The organism is Bacillus sp. J41TS8, assembly GCF_018333035.1.
Lineage (GTDB): Bacteria > Bacillota > Bacilli > Bacillales > Bacillaceae > Bacillus > Bacillus paralicheniformis.
The window spans coordinates 201,687-218,634 of record NZ_BORF01000007.1; the positions used below are offsets into that span (position 1 = coordinate 201,687).

Genomic DNA, 16,948 nt, shown 5'->3' on the forward strand with positions numbered 1-16,948 from the left:
ACGCCCGGGGCCGGGCGTTTTTCCTATTTTAAGCCGCGCGATCGTCTTTCTGTTTTTCTTGGGGGAGTACAAGCTGTTTAGGAGGGCATTTGCGCTGCGTCAATTCGGACACAGCGAAGATCGTCATAAATGCTGTAACCGCAGCCAGCGTCCGGAAAGGAAAGAGGACTGTGCCGTCTTCAATCATCGGATACGGCAGAAGCGGCGGGATGCCGAATGCGGGTTCACCGCCGCCCAGCCTCAGAATGACCGCAACTGCAAATCCGGAAATTGACCCGTACAGGTTTGCTCTTTTATAAAAGAGGGCCATTGTTAACTGGGGAAAAAGAATGCAATAAACTAAATCCGATGCCAAATACCATAAAGTATAAACGCTTTTGACATTCAGCGCGATGATCGCTGCTCCCGCGCCGAACAAAATGATTGAGCGTTTGACGACTTTTTGCAGCTGTTTTTGGGTGGCCTTCGGCTTGATCAGCGGACGGTAAATATTCCATGCGGCCATTGATGATGCCGATAGAATCGATGAGTCCATGCTTGACATAACGGCAGCTGCAATTGCACCCAAACCGATGCCAGCGATAATTCCGGGCGTTAAATACGCAAGCGTTTGCGGCAAAATCATCGCCGGGTTATCCGGAGCGCTCGCTCCGAACAGGCTCCAATCCGCACTGTTTCCGGCAGCTCCGATGATCACGCACGGAATGGCGGCAATGATACAGATCACTCCGGCAATAATCGACTGCCACATGGCGGCGTTTTCCGATTTTGCCGAAAGAACGCGCTGAAAGTACACCTGCCATGCGATACCACCGAAAATTAAGAGGAGCGCATTATCCCACCAGTTCCAAAACAGGTTTCCCCATTCAGGATTTTTCCAGCCGTCCAACGGCGGAAACAGATTGGCGCTGCTTCCGAAATCGTGCCTGTAATTTGCCCATACGATATCGAATGAACCGACATTTGACAACACAAATGGGACGACTAAAAACAGCCCGAGCAAAATGATGATCATTTGGAAGACATCTGTGAAAGCGACTGCCCACATGCCTCCGGCCACCGTATAAGCGATGGCGATCATCGCCGAAAGAATAATCGACGTTTGGAAATCGATATTCAGAATCATTCCGAAAGTCGTGCCCAATGCCGTTAAGATCGCGGCGCTCCAAAACAATTCTCCTAACAGCGCCGGTATATATAAAACACCGGCCATCCGCTTACCGAAGCGCTGTTCGAGAGGATCGATAATGGTCATAAATTGATGACGGCGCATTTTTCTGGCGAAGAAAATACCGCCGATAATCAGGCTTAATGCGTAGCCCCAGGGTGCCTGGGCCCAGATGAGACCGTCGCTGTAAGCCGATTCGGCCGTTCCGTTAATATATCCGCCGCCGACCCATGTTGCGGCCATCGTCACCATTCCGACGAAAAACGGCATGCTCCTTTTTGCCACGATCATATCAGAAAAAGAATTTGATTTCTTTGCTGCGTAAAAAGCGCCTAAATAATAGGTGAAAGCAAAGAATATCATCATCGAGATAAAGCCGCCCCAATGAATGTCTGCATTCGAAATGCCGATATACGCGAGTAAGCCTCCCGCAAACAACACAAAAATACCTAATTTGATCCAGCTTTTTTTCTTCTCAGCATAATTCATGTATGCACATCGCCTCCGGTAATAATTTTTCGAATTTTCTTGAAATTAAAATGTGAAAAAAGGTTTTGCGCCACTCTGGGAAGTATGCAAACTGCTGACTTCAGAGCGGATAAAACCTTTTTATTCCTTGTTATCAATCGGTATAAACTCAAAAATCTCTCCGGACTGGACAGATTTCGCGAGTCTCAGCAGCCAGTCATAATACGGTTTTGACTGTTCCAACTGGTCATAAAGAGTTCTCGCTTCTTCTTTTATACTTTCGTCAAGCCCATCGCTTTCGACGATGTCCTCCAATGCTTTTTGAGCGTCTTGAATGGCCATGAGATTCACTTTGACTTCCCTTTCCCATTTTTGCGGGAAAAAGCTTGTGAAAAATTTGAAGAAATCCTTTTCAGCAACAAAGCTGTGTTTTCTTCTTCCTCTATGGAATGTCTTTTTGACGACGTTTAAGTCTTGGAGTTTTTTTACGCTTGTGCTCATGCTGGGCTTGCTCATTTGCAGTTCTTCCCGCATTTCGTCCAGTGTCATTTCATCCGAAAGGTACATGGTTCCGTACAAAATACCCGCACTCCGGGTAATGCCGTACAGATCCATCGTTTCTGCGATTGAATCAATGACAAGATCTTTTGCCTGTGCGATCGCTTCTTTTGCTGAAAGATCACGGGGATTGTCCATTACTTGCCTCCTTTCACAGGAGCGGAACATCAGCATTGCAGATTCAATGCCCCGGAAAAACGGGGATTAATCTGAAATCCGCGTTAAGTTTGTTAAGTTATTTCTGTATGTTCTTTATCTTAACGAAAGAAATTCAAATGTCAAAATCAAAATTTTTTTTCAAATGGCCTCAGCCCGTGTGAGTACTGCGTTCATATAAAATTCAAAAAAATAATCAGCCTGATTTTCTTTGACACAAAAAATGGCACATGATAAATTCAAAGTGTTCAAAACGTTAAATTTTTATTTAACAAACTTTGCGTAATGAGGAGGCTGCTTTTATGAGTCAAACACTTTTCATTGACGGAAAGTGGGTGGGCGCCAAAAAAGGCGAAACCCGCCAAATTATCAACCCTTACAATCAAGAGCATATTGAAACCGTCAGTGAAGGAGACAGAGAAGACGCTGTTCGGGCGATTGCCGCAGCGCGCCGCGCCTTTGACGACGGCGAGTGGGCGAATACGCCGGGTCTTGAACGAGGCAACATCGTATTAAAGATCGCCGAACTGATCAGACGCGACCACGAAGAGCTGGCAGAGCTTGAATCGCTTGACACCGGCAAGACGCTTGAAGAAAGCAGAGCCGATATGGATGATATTGCAAACGTATTTCAATATTATGCAGGGCTTGCGGATAAAGATGGCGGAGAAGTCATTTCTTCACCGATTCCCGATTCTAAAAGCGAAATTGTCAGGGAGCCGGTCGGTGTCTGCGGGCAGATCACACCATGGAACTATCCGCTTCTGCAGGCTAGCTGGAAAATCGCTCCGGCTTTGGCAGCGGGCAACACGATCGTTGTCAAACCAAGTGAAATCACACCGCTGACAACCATTAAGATCTTCAAGCTGATGGAAGAAGCCGGTGTGCCTAAAGGGGTTGCCAACCTTGTTCTCGGCCCCGGAGCCACTGTCGGCGATGAACTTGCCAGAAATACAGACGTCGACTTAATTTCCTTCACCGGCGGAATTGAAACCGGAAAGAAAATCATGCAGGCTGCAAGTACGAATGTGAAAAAAATTGCGCTTGAGCTTGGCGGAAAAAATCCGAATATTGTGTTTAAAGACGCAGATTTTGACGTAGCGGTTGACCAGGCGCTGAATGCGGTATTCTTCCACGCAGGACAGGTTTGCTCCGCGGGTGCTCGTCTTCTCGTTGAAGAATCCATTCATGACGAGTTTGTCGCAGAGCTTGTCAAGCGTGCGAAAAAAATCAAACTTGGCAACGGATTCCACGAGGAGACACAGAGCGGTCCGCTCATTTCAGCTGAGCACCGCAGCAAAATTGAAAAATATGTAGAAATTGGCCTGCAAGAAGGCGCCAAGCTGGAAACAGGCGGAAAGCGTCCGGAGGACCCTGAACTTGCAAATGGATTCTTCTATCTGCCGACAATCTTCTCGGGCTGTACATCAGATATGAGAATCGTTCAGGAAGAAGTATTCGGTCCTGTATTAACAGTTGAAACATTCAAAACAGAAGAAGAAGTTGTCTCACTTGCAAACGATACGATTTACGGCCTTGCCGGCGCCGTTTGGTCAAAAGACATCGAAAAAGCGGAACGCGTCGCTGCCAAACTGCGCATGGGAACCGTCTGGATCAATGACTTCCACCCTTATTTCGCACAAGCGCCTTGGGGAGGTTACAAGCAATCAGGCATCGGCCGCGAACTTGGCCGCATGGGCCTTGAAGAATACACAGAAGTGAAGCACGTCTACCGCAATACGAAACCGGCGGCTGTCAATTGGTTTAAAGCATAAGAAGGAGGAGATTATTCATGACTTTAAATATGAAAGTAGAAGCGATGAACAAATTCCACACGTTTGAAATCCCGACCGTCATTAAGCACGGAATCGGAGCCGTTAAACATGTGGGTGAAGAAGTGAAAAAACTTGGCGTTTCAAAAGCACTGCTTGTCACAGACCCCGGCATCTACAAAGCAGGTGTAACAAACCCGGTCGTTGAATCCCTTCAGGAAGCAGGCGTTGAAGTTGTCGTCTTTAATAAAGTCGAGCCGAATCCGCCTGTCCGTCTTGTCGCTGAAGGTTCCAAACTGTATGCTGAAGAAAATTGCGACGGCCTTGTAGCAGTCGGCGGCGGAAGCTCAATGGATACGGCGAAAGCGATCGGAGTCGAAGCCACTCATGAAGGCTCGGTTCTTGACTATGAAGCGGCAGAAGGAAAGAAGCCTCTTGAAAACCGGATTCCTCCGCTTACAACGATCCCGACGACTGCCGGAACCGGCTCAGAAGTTACACAATGGGCGGTTATCACAGATGAAGAGCGTGAATTTAAATTCAATACGGGCGGCCCGCTGATTGCTGCTCACTTGACAGTTATCGATCCTGAATTGCATGTATCAATGCCTCCGCACGTCACAGCGATGACCGGCGTTGACGCTTTGGCTCACGCCATCGAGTGCTATACGATGAAATTTGCTCAGCCGATAACTGACGCGGTGGCCCTTCTTGCCATCGAATACGGCGCACATTACATCCGCAGAGCGTTTGCCGATGGGGAAGATCTTGAAGCGAGATACGGCATGGCGCAGGCGGCTATGCTTGCAGGCCTTTCTTACGGAAGCGAATCTGCAGGCGCTGCTCACGCGATGAGCCAGACGCTCGGAGGAATCATTCCTGTCGCGCACGGCCAATGTGTGGCGGCGATGATGGGTCCTGTAATGGAATACAACTGGAAAGGCTACCCTGAAAAATTTGCCCGCATTGCAAAAGCGTTCGGCATTGACACAAGCGGCATGTCTACAGTGGAAGCGGCTAAAGCTGCAGTGAACTGGATGTATCAGCTTGTGGAAGACTTGGAGATTCCTAGTCTTGAAGAGCAAGGCGTATCACCTGACATGATCGACCGCCTTTCAAAAGAAGCGATGAAAGATCCGCAAACGGTCGGAAACCCGAGAGACCTGAACGAAAAAGCGTACAATTGGATTTACAAACGCTGCTTTAATCTAACCCCGAAAACTGTATAAAGAAATGCATGAATCCCGCTGTGTGAACGCACAGCGGGCTTTCTCAATTTGAGAAAAAAAGGGATGCATTGTAAAATAAATCACATCTTGAAAAAAGGGGATGGGTTGAATGTGGAAAAAGCACACGGCTGTTGCAGAGAACGTATACATAGCGGACACACCGTCATTTGTGACAGAGAAACAAGAAAAGATTGTGATTGATTATGGGGGAATACCGGGTGATCTGCATTTTGGACTGACGAAAAAAGCGGGAGCAAGGGAGCCGATGTATAAAAGAGGGACGGAGATTTTCAACAGGAGGCAGATTTCAATTGTCTCGGTCGAAGAGTGTCTTGAGATTGCCGGACGGCTGAACGTTCCTGCGGTCCTTCCGGAATGGCTCGGGGCTAATATCGCATTAAGCGGACTGCCTGATTTAACTTCATTAAGAGAAGGAAGCAGAATCGTTTTTCCAAGCGGCGCCTCTCTGTTGAGCGAGGGTGAGAACGAGCCGTGCATTCAGCCCGGAGAAGTCATTCAGGAGCAGTTTCCCGACAAACCGAAGCTTGCTTCGCGCTTTGTGCGCCATGCGATCGGAAGAAGGGGAATCGTCTGCGTCGTCGAACGCCCCGGCTTGATCCATCAAGGCGACCAGGCAGAAGTGTGGGCGTATTCGCCTGCTGCCACGAAAGACGCCAGGTCGTTTGCCTGAGCGGATGAAAAGCCCCGGGCCTCTAAAGCCGGGGCTTTCCGTGTATTATAATAGTTTCTGTTTGATTTCCTTGATCTGTTTAATATGTCTTCTTTCATGATGGCCGATGAAGTCGAGCCACTGTCTGACCGTAAGCTCTTCGAAAACCGGATGCGGCAGCACCCTTTGAAAATCTTCATCATGAAAGGCGGCGATGACTGAAGTTAATTGTGTTCTGACATTGTCGAGCTCAGCTTTGAGGGTTAAAGCATCCGCCGTTTTTCTTTCAGGCTCTGCATATGGGGGCGCCTTTCGTTTGGAGCTTCTGTCTTCCGACTGATGCACCGGTTTATCTTCGATTGTTTTGACCGGTGCATGCTTGATTTGTTCCTTTAGGATTTGAAGTGCCATCAGGTCGATTTTTTTCAGGTGGTCGATCACTTCTTGAATGCTCCATTCGTCCTCCGAGGGCCTTTTATTCAGCGTTTCGTCTGACAGGCCTTGAATCTCGCTCCAAAGTTCTTTTCTCGCTTCATTAAAAATGCTCATCATATCCCCTCCTGTTTTTACTGTACCATATCGCAGGCTGGTAAAATAACCAAAAAACACTCGATTTTCGCATCGCCATCGGATATGCTTAAGAAAAATGAATAGAAGGAAGGATTTATTTGAGAACAACATTGTACCCGTATATCGCATTAGTAGTCGGGGTGCTGGCTGTGTCTTCCTCCGCCATCTTTGTCAGACTGTCAACGGCTGACGCTGGAATCATCGCTTTTTATCGTCTCTTTTTTTCCGCTTTGCTGATCTTTCCTTTTTTCTGGGGAAAAAGAAAAGAAGTCTTGAGTTTTTCGAAAAAGGACTGGCTGTTTTCAGCGGCAGCGGGGTTCTTTTTGGCATTTCATTTTATTTTATGGTTTCGTTCGCTTGAATACACCTCAGTGGCGAGCTCGGTTGTTCTTGTGACGCTGCAGCCGATTTTTTCTTTTATCGGTACATACTTTTTATTTAAAGAAAGAGTGTCGTTCGCTGGAATCATCAGTGCGCTTCTCGCGATCGGCGGAAGCGCGTACATCAGCTGGGGGGATTTCAAAGTAAGCGGCCAGGCGCTCTACGGCGACATTCTTGCACTATTGGCGTGTGCGCTTGTGACGGCATATTTGCTGTTTGGCCAGCATGTCAGAAAACGCCACAGTTTGACCGTTTACACGTTTATTGTGTATGGAATCAGCGCCATCACTTTATGCCTGTACTGTCTGTTTTCGGGCGCCGCCTTTTTTTCTTATCCTGCGTCAGATTGGGGGTATTTCTTTCTGCTTGCCGTCATTCCGACTTTGCTCGGCCACTCGCTGTTTAACTGGGTGCTGAAATGGCTGAGCACAAATATGATTTCTGTGGCGATTTTATTTGAACCTGTCGGAGCGGTTGCGCTGGCGTATTGGATTTTAGACGAATCCGTCATGATGACGCAGGTGATCGGCGGAGCGGTCATTTTTTCAGGTATTATCTTGTTCATGGCCTCGCAAAGCATGAGGAAAAACACCGTCCCGTCCGTGAAAGGGAAAACACATAAGGCGCTTTAAAGTTTGCACCTTATCCGGTCAAAATATCTTCGCTTGAATAGCGGATGTTTTCCTGTTCAGGTCTGGCCAGGGAAAACGCCAATGTGAGCGGTCCGAGTTTTCCGAGAAACATAATGAAAATAATCAGTATCTTTCCGACAGGGGTCAGGTCAGCCGTAATCCCCATTGACAGGCCGACCGTGCCGAAGGCTGATACGACTTCAAACAAAATCGCCAAAAACGGCTTAGGTTCTGTCATATTTAAAATAAAGACAGCCGCTAAAATCAACAGCACACTGATAGTCGAAATAGCGAGCGAACGAATGATCAATTGGTCTTTCAGCGTTTTTTTTGCTATCGAAATATGTTTTTTGCCTTTTAAAAAAGTGATAACCGACAGGAGAATGACAAGAAACGTCGTCAGCTTGATTCCTCCGCCGGTGGATGCGCTCCCCGCTCCGACAAACATAAGAAGGAGCAAAAGTGTGATCGTGCTTTCGTGCAGGCTTCCGATATCTGTCGTGTTAAACCCGGCTGTTCGCGGGGTCACGGCCTGAAAATAGGCGCCCCAAAGTTTTTCAGCTGGCGGAAGCATGCCGAGCGTTTTTTGATTTTGATACTCAAGCAGAAAAATAAAGATCATGGCTGACAAATTGATGATAAACGTACCGTATATCATCAATTTCGAATGAAGGCTTAACTTTTTCAAGCTCCGCTTATGCCATAGATCAGACAATACGGTAAACCCTATCCCGCCGATGATAAACAAAAAACTGATCACCAAGTTGACGAGCGGATCGCTTTTATACCGTATTAAACTGTCCGGCCAAATGGAAAATCCCGCATTGTTAAAGGCGGAAACCGCGTGGAACAGGCTGTAGTAGACGCCGCGTGCGAAACCGTATTCAGGAACCCATTTGACAGCCAGTATGACCATGGCCAGCATTTCAATTGCGAAGGAGTAAATAAACAAACTCTTGATGAGCTTAATGATCCCGCCTAAAGAAGTTTGATTGAGAGACTGTTGAATCAACAGCCGTTCTTTCAGGCCGATTTTTTTCCCGAGCATGATAAAAATGAGCACTGCAAATGACATGATGCCGAGTCCCCCGATCTGGATGAGAACGAGGATCATGAGCTGACCGAACAACGTATAATCCGTGCCTGTATCAACGACGGCTAGGCCGGTAACAGTCATCGCCGATGTCGATGTAAAAAGCGTATCAATCCAGCCTATGGGTTTAGACGTCGCTGCCGGGGTCTTCAATAAAAGAGTTCCTAATATGATGAAAAATAAAAACACCAGCACGAGCAGTTGGGACGGGCTTAATTGAATCTGTTTAAACTTCACGGTTAATCGCCCTTTTTTTCAAAGGTCTCAATATCTTTGTTTTGCCCGATCACAATCAAAATATCGTTTTCGTATATCAAGTCATCAGCGCTCGGTGCGATGATGAAATGCCCGTCTCTTTTTATGCCGACGATGTTGCAGCCGAAGTTGGCGCGTACATCGATATCCCCCAGGCTTCTTTTGTCCAGCTTTTTTGTTGCCACAATTTCGACGATGCTGTAATTTGGCGACAGCTCAACAAAATCGATCATCTTTTCCGAGGTGATATGGCTGGCTATCCGCTTGGCCATATCTTTTTCGGGATGAATGATACGATGGACGCCGATTTTATGGAGAACCTTTTGGTGATAGTCATTTTGCGCTTTCGTCCATACTTTGGGAACGCCCATTTCAATCAGCAAAAGCGAAGTCAGAATGCTTGCTTCAATGTCATCGCCGAATGATACAAAGGCGTGATCGATGTTGCGTATTCCGATTTGTTTCAATGTATTTTCATCAACGGCATTGGCGCAAATGGTGTAGGTTGCATAAGCAGAATATTCGTTTACTTTTTCTTCGGATTTGTCGATGCCTAAAACTTCAGCCCCTTTTGCGTGGAAGGCTTTGACAAGACTGCCGCCGAACTGACCGAGCCCGAAAACGGCATAAGATTTCTGCATCCGTGTTCACCCTTTTATCTGTTTTTCTTATAGTGTTTACTTTTTTAAAAGAAAAACACACAGGGATGTACAAGAATCCGGAAGTGTGCGAATCCGGAGAGCCGCCTTGAGGCGGCTTCGGTTTCAGCTGAGCGAGCCTCCGGTTTCGCGAATGTCTTTTTCGTGAAGGGCAGAGACGACGGCGGCTAGCCTCAGCCCTTCGACGATCGTTTCAAGGCTGAGGCTCGGCTCGTGCTTATCGACTGTTTGTTCGGGGAGATACGGAATGTGGATGAACCCTCCGCGGATGTTTGCCGAGGTGCGGTCTATACGGTGCATTAACTGGTAAAAAAGATGGTTGCATACGAATGTTCCAGCTGAATTAGAGACGGAGGCCGGGATTCCGTTTTTTCTCAACTCTTTCACAACGAGTTTGATAGGAAGCGCGGACCAGTAAGCTGCAGGCCCGTCTGCCGCGATCGGTTCATCGATCGGTTCCCGTTTTTCATTATCCGGAATGCGGGCGTCATCGATGTTGATTGCGATGCGTTCTGGAGTAATGTGAGCCCGGCCGCCTGCTTGTCCTACACAAATGACGATATCGGGATGGTGCTTTTCGATCGCTTTTTCCAAAACGGCCGCTGAATGATGAAAAACGGTCGGGATCTGCTCCGCCACGATAGAGACGCCTTCGACTTTTTCTCCGTTCAGCCGTTTTACAGCTTCCCAAGACGGATTGACCGTTTCTCCCCCGAAGGGGTCAAAACCTGTCAGCAGTACTTTCTTTCCCATATCGATCCCTCCTGAATATGAATATAAAGTGCAAAATACCCATTCAGAAGATGTCTGAATGGGTATTTTTTTAAATATTTTATGCTCCTGATCCCCGGGATGCCAGAAGTACCTGATCTCCTTGAGAAGCCGCTTCCGGTGCATGGTTTACGAATGAAAAGCTGATAACTGCGCCTAATACAACTGCTGTTAATAATACTTTTTTCATTTTATTCTCCTCCTCTTCCAGCGAGCTTGCTCGCCTTGTCTGTTTTAATGTAAAAGTATATGGCTTCTTCATATAACTTTTCTCGCCTGTAGTAATTCGCTACATCCATCAATAATTCCTCCAAATCTACCCAGGCTTTTTCATTTTCTAACTGGTGAACATAGTCCTTGATTATTTCCAGTTTATTCTGTGTATCAGAATATAATGTATATAAAATTTTGAATTTCAATTCGAAAATTTCGCTGTTCATTTCGCGGGATTTTTTAAAGCCTACTTCGATCCATTTAAATGCTTGTTTGTGTGCGTTGGTTTTGAAAAGAGACCTTGTGTTTTCATAAACGCAAAGAAGGTAAGCATACTTGGCTTTCGTTTCAAAATCTTTGATTGCAAAAGCTTTATTGTAATACTTTAGCGCTTCCTCCTGCTTGTCTTCCTTACTCTTCAAAAAGCCCATATTATAGTAGGTACACGGTAAAAGGTATTGGTCGCCGATTTTTTCGGTTTTTTCGATCGCTTCTTTTAATAATACTTCACTTTCGGAGAACTTAAATTGGTCAATATAATTGAGCCCGATCAGCATTTTGCAGTTGATGACCCGCTTGGCATACCCGTCATACCCTTGAAAGATGCCGGAGGCAATGTTGATGTGATGAATCGACAGCCATGTCGCTTTTAAGTTGTAATACAAAACACCGATTTTATAATGAAATTCAGCTTTTTCAATTTCATTTTGAATGACGCTCAGTCTTTTTTCCGCTATTCTGAAAAAATTGAGCGCTTCTGTATGGTTTTGCTTGTAGTCCTCATAAATCCCTTTAAACAGGTAAAAATAATAATTCAGCTTGTCGTCCGTACTTTTTGGATCTTTGTCTTGAAAACTGATGGCCTCCAATTTTTCGGTGGAAGATTGGGAGATATCTTCAAGAAGGAGCCTTAAGCGAAAATCGAGCATTTGATAATAGAGTAGAACGTCATGATCTTCTTCCATTTTTTCAATTGCTTTATCTATGTCATCTTTCATTTCGATTGAGCCTGAAATGTCTCTTTTTTTCATCAGTATGTACCAGTCGTTGAGCATATTGGCGACTTCTTGTGAAGCCACGGCTTTGGCCATTCTCTTCCCTCCAATCTTTGTGAATTTTTTGTAAATTGAAGTTCTATTAATCATAGCATAAACTGCTGCCGTCTGTGAATAACGCTGAAATGCAAGTTCGCCGGTGAAAAGTTCATTTCTGAAATTAAATCGTCATTTTCCAAAAAAAGTGCGCGAAAAAAGCGAAAACCGCGCCAAGCGGAATACAGGAGATCATTGCGGTTCCGTTGACCAGCCCGTCAGCTCCGCTTATTTTCAGGGCTTCCCGGTAGCCTATTAAAAAGTGGATGATCGATAGGACGTAACATAAGAGCATCATATAGTAAGGGTTCATTTGCATACCTCCTCTATTCGCTTTACTATATTACATTCAATAGAGGGGAAGATTATGCCTGTTTAAACAGGAAAAAGAACAAAATATTATAGACGAAAAGATTTTCAATTACAATACATGTTTTTAAAAATATTTCCACTATAATCAAAATGAAAGATAAATTTAGGGGGTCATAAGAAATGAAAAAAAGGCTGATGTCACTATTGGTCTGCATCCTGGTTTTAGTGCCGGCAGCTGGTGCTTTTGCCGCGCCGAAACAGGCTGAGCTTCAAGAGTATCTTGAAGAAATAGGAATGACAGAAAAAGAATTGGAAGCTTATTTACAGGATACATATGATGAAAGTTTAAAAGATTTTGAGTCGGTGGAAGAGTTGAAAGATTTTTTAGGGGAAAGACTGACTAATCAACTTTTGGCATCCTATTTAAAAGAATACGGATTGAGCGAAAAAGAAGCGGCTGACCTTTTTGTTGAAAATGGCTATATGGAAAGCGGCCAAAACATTCTCGACGTGTTTATGTTTGAATACGAATTGGATGATGCGCTTTTCACTGTGACATATGAAGAAGACGATTTTCAGATCGGGAACCTGTTTCAAGAATTGGGTGTGGATGATCAGGAGTGGGAAAGGCTCGTGAATCATCTCCGAAAGGTGCGCGATAAAAATCCAAACCTTGAAAATGATTTGATGGCTCTTGGAGAACGTCTTGAAGCGGTAGCCGATTTCGAGTCTGTATCAGAGCTGTCAGCTCAGGATATCGCTGAAATGCTATCCATTTTAAACGATCTTCAGAAGACGCTTGAAGTGAAAACAAAATACTATCTTGTTAAAGACGGAAAGAAAAAAGAAGTGTCTTTGACAACGCTTGTCAGCGCGGAAGATCTGAAGGGAGCAAGCCTTCTGGTGGAAGTATACGATCTGCAAGGCAACTTCATTTTGGATGTATTGATGACGCCTGACATGATCGGATCTGATTTAATTCATGATACAGGGTCAAAAGTGAAGCAAACCCAAACGGCTGTCAAACATGATTCAAAGCCATCTCATGTGAAAAAGACGGTTAAAGGTGCAAAGCTTCCAAAGACAGCCGGGCATTACGCGGAATGGTCGATCTTAGGCGCCGTTCTGATGTTTGGCGGATTCTTCATGATCAGAAGGCTTCGCAAAGCGGCTTAACATGTCACTTCCCATTCTAATTATGTAGAGAATGGGAAGTTTTTATAAGGAGTGAAAGGAAATTAAGGCACATCGAAAAAAAATCATCTGGCTCGCAGCTATTGTGATGGTTGTGTGCGGCGCTTATTTTACAACAACGAATGTGTTCAAGTTAATGCACGGCTACGCTCTTTTTTCATTTCAGCAGATGAAAGAAGAAGAAAAGCCTGAAAAACCTCCGATTCAGACGGCGAAAAAAGAAAAAACGGTGATTGATCAAACATTTGAAACCGGGGAGAAAATCGGCGATCTTGTCATTCCGAAAATCAATGCAAGGATTCCTATATATCACGGGACAGATGAAGACGAGCTGCAAAAAGGCGTGGGCCATTTCGCTGGTTCCGTTCTGCCTGGAGAAGATGACAACTCGGTTTTATCAGGCCACCGGGATACGGTTTTCCGAAAACTCGGCCGAGTGGGGAAGGGCGATCAGTTAATTGTTGAAGCTTCCTACGGAACTTTTACATACAAAGTGAAAAAGGTGCGGATCGTGGATGCGGATGACCGGACGGTGATTGTACCAAAGCCGAGAGCAACATTGACGGTTTCCACCTGCTATCCTTTTGACTTTATCGGTTCAGCACCGGAGCGGTATATATTGGTCGCAGATTTGATTAAATCATAAAAAAACAGCGGAATCTCAGGCGAGTCCGCTGTTTTTTTATGCTATCTCATGTCTGATCTGTTTTCCAAGAGTTTTGGCGCGGTTAGCAGCAGTAAACAAAGGACAATTGTGCAGACAATGAAAGACGGAAGCATATATGTTCCATTATATACCAAGGAATAAATCCATACCGGAGTGCCTTCAGGCGCATAGTTTCCAAAAAAGACAGCGCCGCTGATGACATGAGCGAGAAATTTCAGTCCGCTTCCGAGAAAGACGGCCAGCGTAACATAGAAAATGATCTTTCCTTTTTGTTTCTCGACTGAAGCATTTCTGATCGATCCGGCAAAAAAACCGCCGATTCCCGCGGCTGTAGGCGCGATAAAATAATCAAGAAGAAGCTGCAGAGGATGATAAACGTAAAATCCTCCAGTGACAAACTGAAGCAATCCGGCTAAAAACCCGGTTGCCAGCCCTGCCTTCAGCCCCCATCTAAAGGAAATCAGGAAGATCGGAATCATCATGACGGCGATTGAACCGCCTTGAGGCATTTTTAAAAACATTCCGGACACCATATCAAGTATAAGTGCTATTCCTGTCATAAACGCAATTTCAATCAGCTGTACAAGTTGTTTAGATTGATTCATCATAACCCTCACTTTTGATGAACAAAGGGATACTGGACTTCTTTCCCAATAAAAAAAGCAATGCGGGGAAGGAGTAGGAAAGTTTTCCACGCACTGCTTTGGATGCAATTAGAAATGACTTTGCCACATCCCTACGCCAGCGTTAACTAACAGGTTCAAAGGGTCAGAACGGTCGTTCACTCTCAGCCTCGAGGCTCCCCTTGTGGTCATCAAGTTATTTAGTTATATTCTACTATACTAAAAAAAGAAACGGACGACAAGCTGATTTTTCGAAAAATTTTGCTTAATTTCTCCAATATGTAGCAATGCAAACATCTTTTCCTTTATAATAGAACGTATTCGTACGTACAAGATCAGTAAAGGGTTGATCTGATGAGTGAACCTACAAAATACAGCATGGTGAAAAATAAAATTAAATCGTGGATATATGAAGGCAAAGTGAAGCCGGGGGAAAAAATTCATTCGGAAAACGAATTGATGAAAATATTTGATGTAAGCAGGCACACGATCCGGCAAGCGATTGGCGACCTTGTTCATGAAGGGCTTTTATACAGAGAGCAGGGCTCAGGGACGTATTGCTCTCACCGTCTTCAGCTTTCTGAAAAAGGAAGGGAAAGAAATAAGATGATCGGGGTTATTACGACTTACCTTTCGGATTACATTTTTCCTTCTATTATAAGAGGAATCGAATCGTCACTGTCCAGCGAAGGATACACCCTTGTCGTCGCGAGCACCAATAATGACATTGAAAAAGAAAAACAATGCCTTGTGAATATGCTCGATAAAAAAATTGCTGGGTTGATCGTGGAGCCGACGAAAACAGGAAGCTTTAACCCGAATTTAAGTTACTATCTGACGCTTGAACAACATCATATTCCGTATTTGATGATCAACCAATTTTATCAGGAGCTAAATCCGCCCCATTTCATTTTGGATGATGAACACGGCGGCTTTATCGCCACTGAGCATTTGATTAAACTCGGCCATGAAAAAGTGTTCGGTTTCTTTAAACAGGACGATATGCAGGGCGCCAACCGGATGAAAGGATTTATCCGTGCTTTCAGAGAAAACGGCTTGTCGTTTTACCCTGAAATGGTCGTGACGTACACAACAGAGAACAAAAAACAAAAAACGATAGCTGAAGCCAGGAAGCGGCTTTCTTCATCAGATCGTCCGACTGCCATATTCTGCTATAATGACGAGATAGCGCTTTTGGTGTTGGATGTCGTGAGGGAATTCGGTTTGAAAGTGCCGGAAGACATTTCGATTGTCGGATATGACAACTCACATTTGAGCGAGGCATCTGAAGTGAAGCTGACGTCAGTCACTCATCCGAAAATGCAGATGGGGATTGAGGCGGCAAAATGGATGATTGCCAAAGTTGAGGGACGCAACACGAATCAGCTTGAACATTCCACCGTCTACAAACCTGAACTGGTTGTCAGACATTCGACCGCCAAGCTGAAAAGGTAGGCTGCACAATCTTTATCCGCCAACCAGCGTGAATGAAAATGAGAAGAATATATATTCTGTTACAAAGCTCCGGAATGAGGAGCTTTTTATTCAAGTAAAAGCTGATAACGGAGAGTTTAATGTCATCCTCGAAGCTTTGGACATGTGCAGCTTTAGCAAATCAATTTTTAAAGACCGCTGTATACTTTTATATAGAAGAAAGCAGTAAGAAGAAATAAATGCTGTCAACTGCCGGAGGTCGAGATGATCAGGAATCATCTGAGTCCGAATCATTTGATTATTATTTTTTTAAAAAAGCTATTGTGCAAAACGAAAATAGATGTTATATTAGTATCCGCCCCTAAAAAGGAGGCTTTATAAAAACAACTTCGAAAATCTTTTAAAAAAAGTTGTTGACATTCAAGATGATAGAATGTTATATTAGTAAAGTCGCTTCTTTGAGAGGCGGAAATGATCTTTGAAAACTAAACAAGACAAAACGTACCTGTTAATTCATTAAATAAATCGTACATGCGAATGTGCGTAGTCAGGGGCCTGCACGATGCAGGTCATGCAGATGTTGTCACAGGATGTGACGAACTTAATCTGCGCTCCATTATTTCATGGAGAGTTTGATCCTGGCTCAGGACGAACGCTGGCGGCGTGCCTAATACATGCAAGTCGAGCGGACAGATGGGAGCTTGCTCCCTGATGTTAGCGGCGGACGGGTGAGTAACACGTGGGTAACCTGCCTGTAAGACTGGGATAACTCCGGGAAACCGGGGCTAATACCGGATGCTTGATTGAACCGCATGGTTCAATTATAAAAGGTGGCTTTTAGCTACCACTTACAGATGGACCCGCGGCGCATTAGCTAGTTGGTGAGGTAACGGCTCACCAAGGCGACGATGCGTAGCCGACCTGAGAGGGTGATCGGCCACACTGGGACTGAGACACGGCCCAGACTCCTACGGGAGGCAGCAGTAGGGAATCTTCCGCAATGGACGAAAGTCTGACGGAGCAACGCCGCGT

General features: G+C 45.2%; 17 protein-coding genes, 1 rRNA gene and 1 riboswitch. Of the genes, 8 read left to right on the forward strand and 10 right to left on the reverse strand.

From position 1 onward, the window contains the following. Positions 1-28 precede the first annotated feature (28 nt). Entirely contained in the window at positions 29-1,657 is a 1,629-nt protein-coding gene (locus KI350_RS12145; protein WP_065643908.1) for a high affinity choline transporter 1, read from the reverse strand. A gap of 120 nt (positions 1,658-1,777) precedes the next feature. Further along, a complete protein-coding gene (cudC, locus tag KI350_RS12150) occupies positions 1,778-2,332 on the reverse strand; it encodes a transcriptional regulator GbsR (protein ID WP_023856013.1) in 555 nt (184 codons plus the stop codon). Between the two features lie 320 nt (positions 2,333-2,652). Between cudC and betB the strand changes: the two genes are divergently transcribed. The 3 genes from betB to KI350_RS12165 all read left to right on the forward strand — a co-directional run bounded on the left by betB (position 2,653) and on the right by KI350_RS12165 (position 6,042). Beyond that, positions 2,653-4,125: a betaine-aldehyde dehydrogenase gene (gene betB / locus KI350_RS12155; RefSeq protein WP_023856011.1), complete on the forward strand. Its 1,473-nt coding sequence runs from the start codon at positions 2,653-2,655 to the stop codon at positions 4,123-4,125. 17 nt (positions 4,126-4,142) lie between these two features. After that, the gene (gene gbsB, locus KI350_RS12160) at positions 4,143-5,351 is read left to right on the forward strand and encodes a choline dehydrogenase (RefSeq protein ID WP_020452714.1); all 1,209 of its coding nucleotides are present in this window, start codon (positions 4,143-4,145) and stop codon (positions 5,349-5,351) included. A 109-nt stretch (positions 5,352-5,460) separates the two neighbouring features. Beyond that, on the forward strand, positions 5,461-6,042 hold the full coding sequence (locus tag KI350_RS12165) for an MOSC domain-containing protein (RefSeq protein WP_020452713.1): 582 nt from the start codon (positions 5,461-5,463) through the stop codon (positions 6,040-6,042). A 45-nt stretch (positions 6,043-6,087) separates the two neighbouring features. On the opposite strand, the gene KI350_RS12170 is transcribed toward KI350_RS12165, so the two are convergent. Continuing rightward, positions 6,088-6,573, reverse strand: coding sequence for a DinB family protein (locus KI350_RS12170; protein ID WP_033155020.1), 486 nt, complete (start codon positions 6,571-6,573; stop codon positions 6,088-6,090). Positions 6,574-6,689: 116 nt separating this feature from the next. Here KI350_RS12170 and KI350_RS12175 point away from each other — a divergent pair, with 116 nt between their 5' ends. Further along, positions 6,690-7,604: a DMT family transporter gene (locus tag KI350_RS12175; RefSeq protein ID WP_020452711.1), complete on the forward strand. Its 915-nt coding sequence runs from the start codon at positions 6,690-6,692 to the stop codon at positions 7,602-7,604. 10 nt (positions 7,605-7,614) lie between these two features. Here the strand turns inward: KI350_RS12175 and KI350_RS12180 are convergent, their stop codons facing one another. The 6 genes from KI350_RS12180 to KI350_RS12200 form a co-directional block, all read right to left on the reverse strand. Next, entirely contained in the window at positions 7,615-8,934 is a 1,320-nt protein-coding gene (locus tag KI350_RS12180) for a TrkH family potassium uptake protein (RefSeq protein WP_026580030.1), read from the reverse strand. 2 nt (positions 8,935-8,936) lie between these two features. Next, a complete protein-coding gene (locus KI350_RS12185) occupies positions 8,937-9,593 on the reverse strand; it encodes a potassium channel family protein (RefSeq protein ID WP_020452710.1) in 657 nt (218 codons plus the stop codon). 123 nt (positions 9,594-9,716) lie between these two features. After that, the gene (gene pcp, locus KI350_RS12190; RefSeq protein ID WP_020452709.1) at positions 9,717-10,364 is read right to left on the reverse strand and encodes a pyroglutamyl-peptidase I; all 648 of its coding nucleotides are present in this window, start codon (positions 10,362-10,364) and stop codon (positions 9,717-9,719) included. A 79-nt stretch (positions 10,365-10,443) separates the two neighbouring features. Next, positions 10,444-10,572: a hypothetical protein gene (locus KI350_RS23210; protein ID WP_023856006.1), complete on the reverse strand. Its 129-nt coding sequence runs from the start codon at positions 10,570-10,572 to the stop codon at positions 10,444-10,446. A gap of 1 nt (position 10,573) precedes the next feature. Further along, entirely contained in the window at positions 10,574-11,686 is a 1,113-nt protein-coding gene (locus KI350_RS12195) for a response regulator aspartate phosphatase (RefSeq protein ID WP_065643909.1), read from the reverse strand. A 124-nt stretch (positions 11,687-11,810) separates the two neighbouring features. Then, positions 11,811-11,999 (reverse strand): hypothetical protein, encoded by a 189-nt coding sequence (locus KI350_RS12200; RefSeq protein ID WP_003184678.1) that lies wholly within the window; start codon positions 11,997-11,999, stop codon positions 11,811-11,813. 179 nt (positions 12,000-12,178) lie between these two features. Between KI350_RS12200 and KI350_RS12205 the strand changes: the two genes are divergently transcribed. Continuing rightward, on the forward strand, positions 12,179-13,174 hold the full coding sequence (locus tag KI350_RS12205; protein WP_065643910.1) for a processed acidic surface protein: 996 nt from the start codon (positions 12,179-12,181) through the stop codon (positions 13,172-13,174). A 106-nt stretch (positions 13,175-13,280) separates the two neighbouring features. After that, positions 13,281-13,838, forward strand: coding sequence for a class D sortase (locus KI350_RS12210; protein WP_026580028.1), 558 nt, complete (start codon positions 13,281-13,283; stop codon positions 13,836-13,838). A 41-nt stretch (positions 13,839-13,879) separates the two neighbouring features. On the opposite strand, the gene thiT is transcribed toward KI350_RS12210, so the two are convergent. Continuing rightward, positions 13,880-14,464, reverse strand: a complete 585-nt coding sequence (thiT, locus tag KI350_RS12215; RefSeq protein ID WP_020452705.1) for an energy-coupled thiamine transporter ThiT — start codon at positions 14,462-14,464, stop codon at positions 13,880-13,882. A gap of 111 nt (positions 14,465-14,575) precedes the next feature. Then, a riboswitch (TPP riboswitch) is annotated at positions 14,576-14,675 on the reverse strand. 161 nt (positions 14,676-14,836) lie between these two features. On the opposite strand from thiT, the gene KI350_RS12220 reads away from it, so the two are divergent. Together KI350_RS12220 and KI350_RS12225 are read left to right on the forward strand one after the other, a co-directional pair. Continuing rightward, positions 14,837-15,937, forward strand: a complete 1,101-nt coding sequence (locus KI350_RS12220; RefSeq protein ID WP_023856004.1) for a GntR family transcriptional regulator — start codon at positions 14,837-14,839, stop codon at positions 15,935-15,937. A 599-nt stretch (positions 15,938-16,536) separates the two neighbouring features. Continuing rightward, positions 16,537-16,948 (forward strand): 16S ribosomal RNA (locus tag KI350_RS12225); the annotation flags it as partial.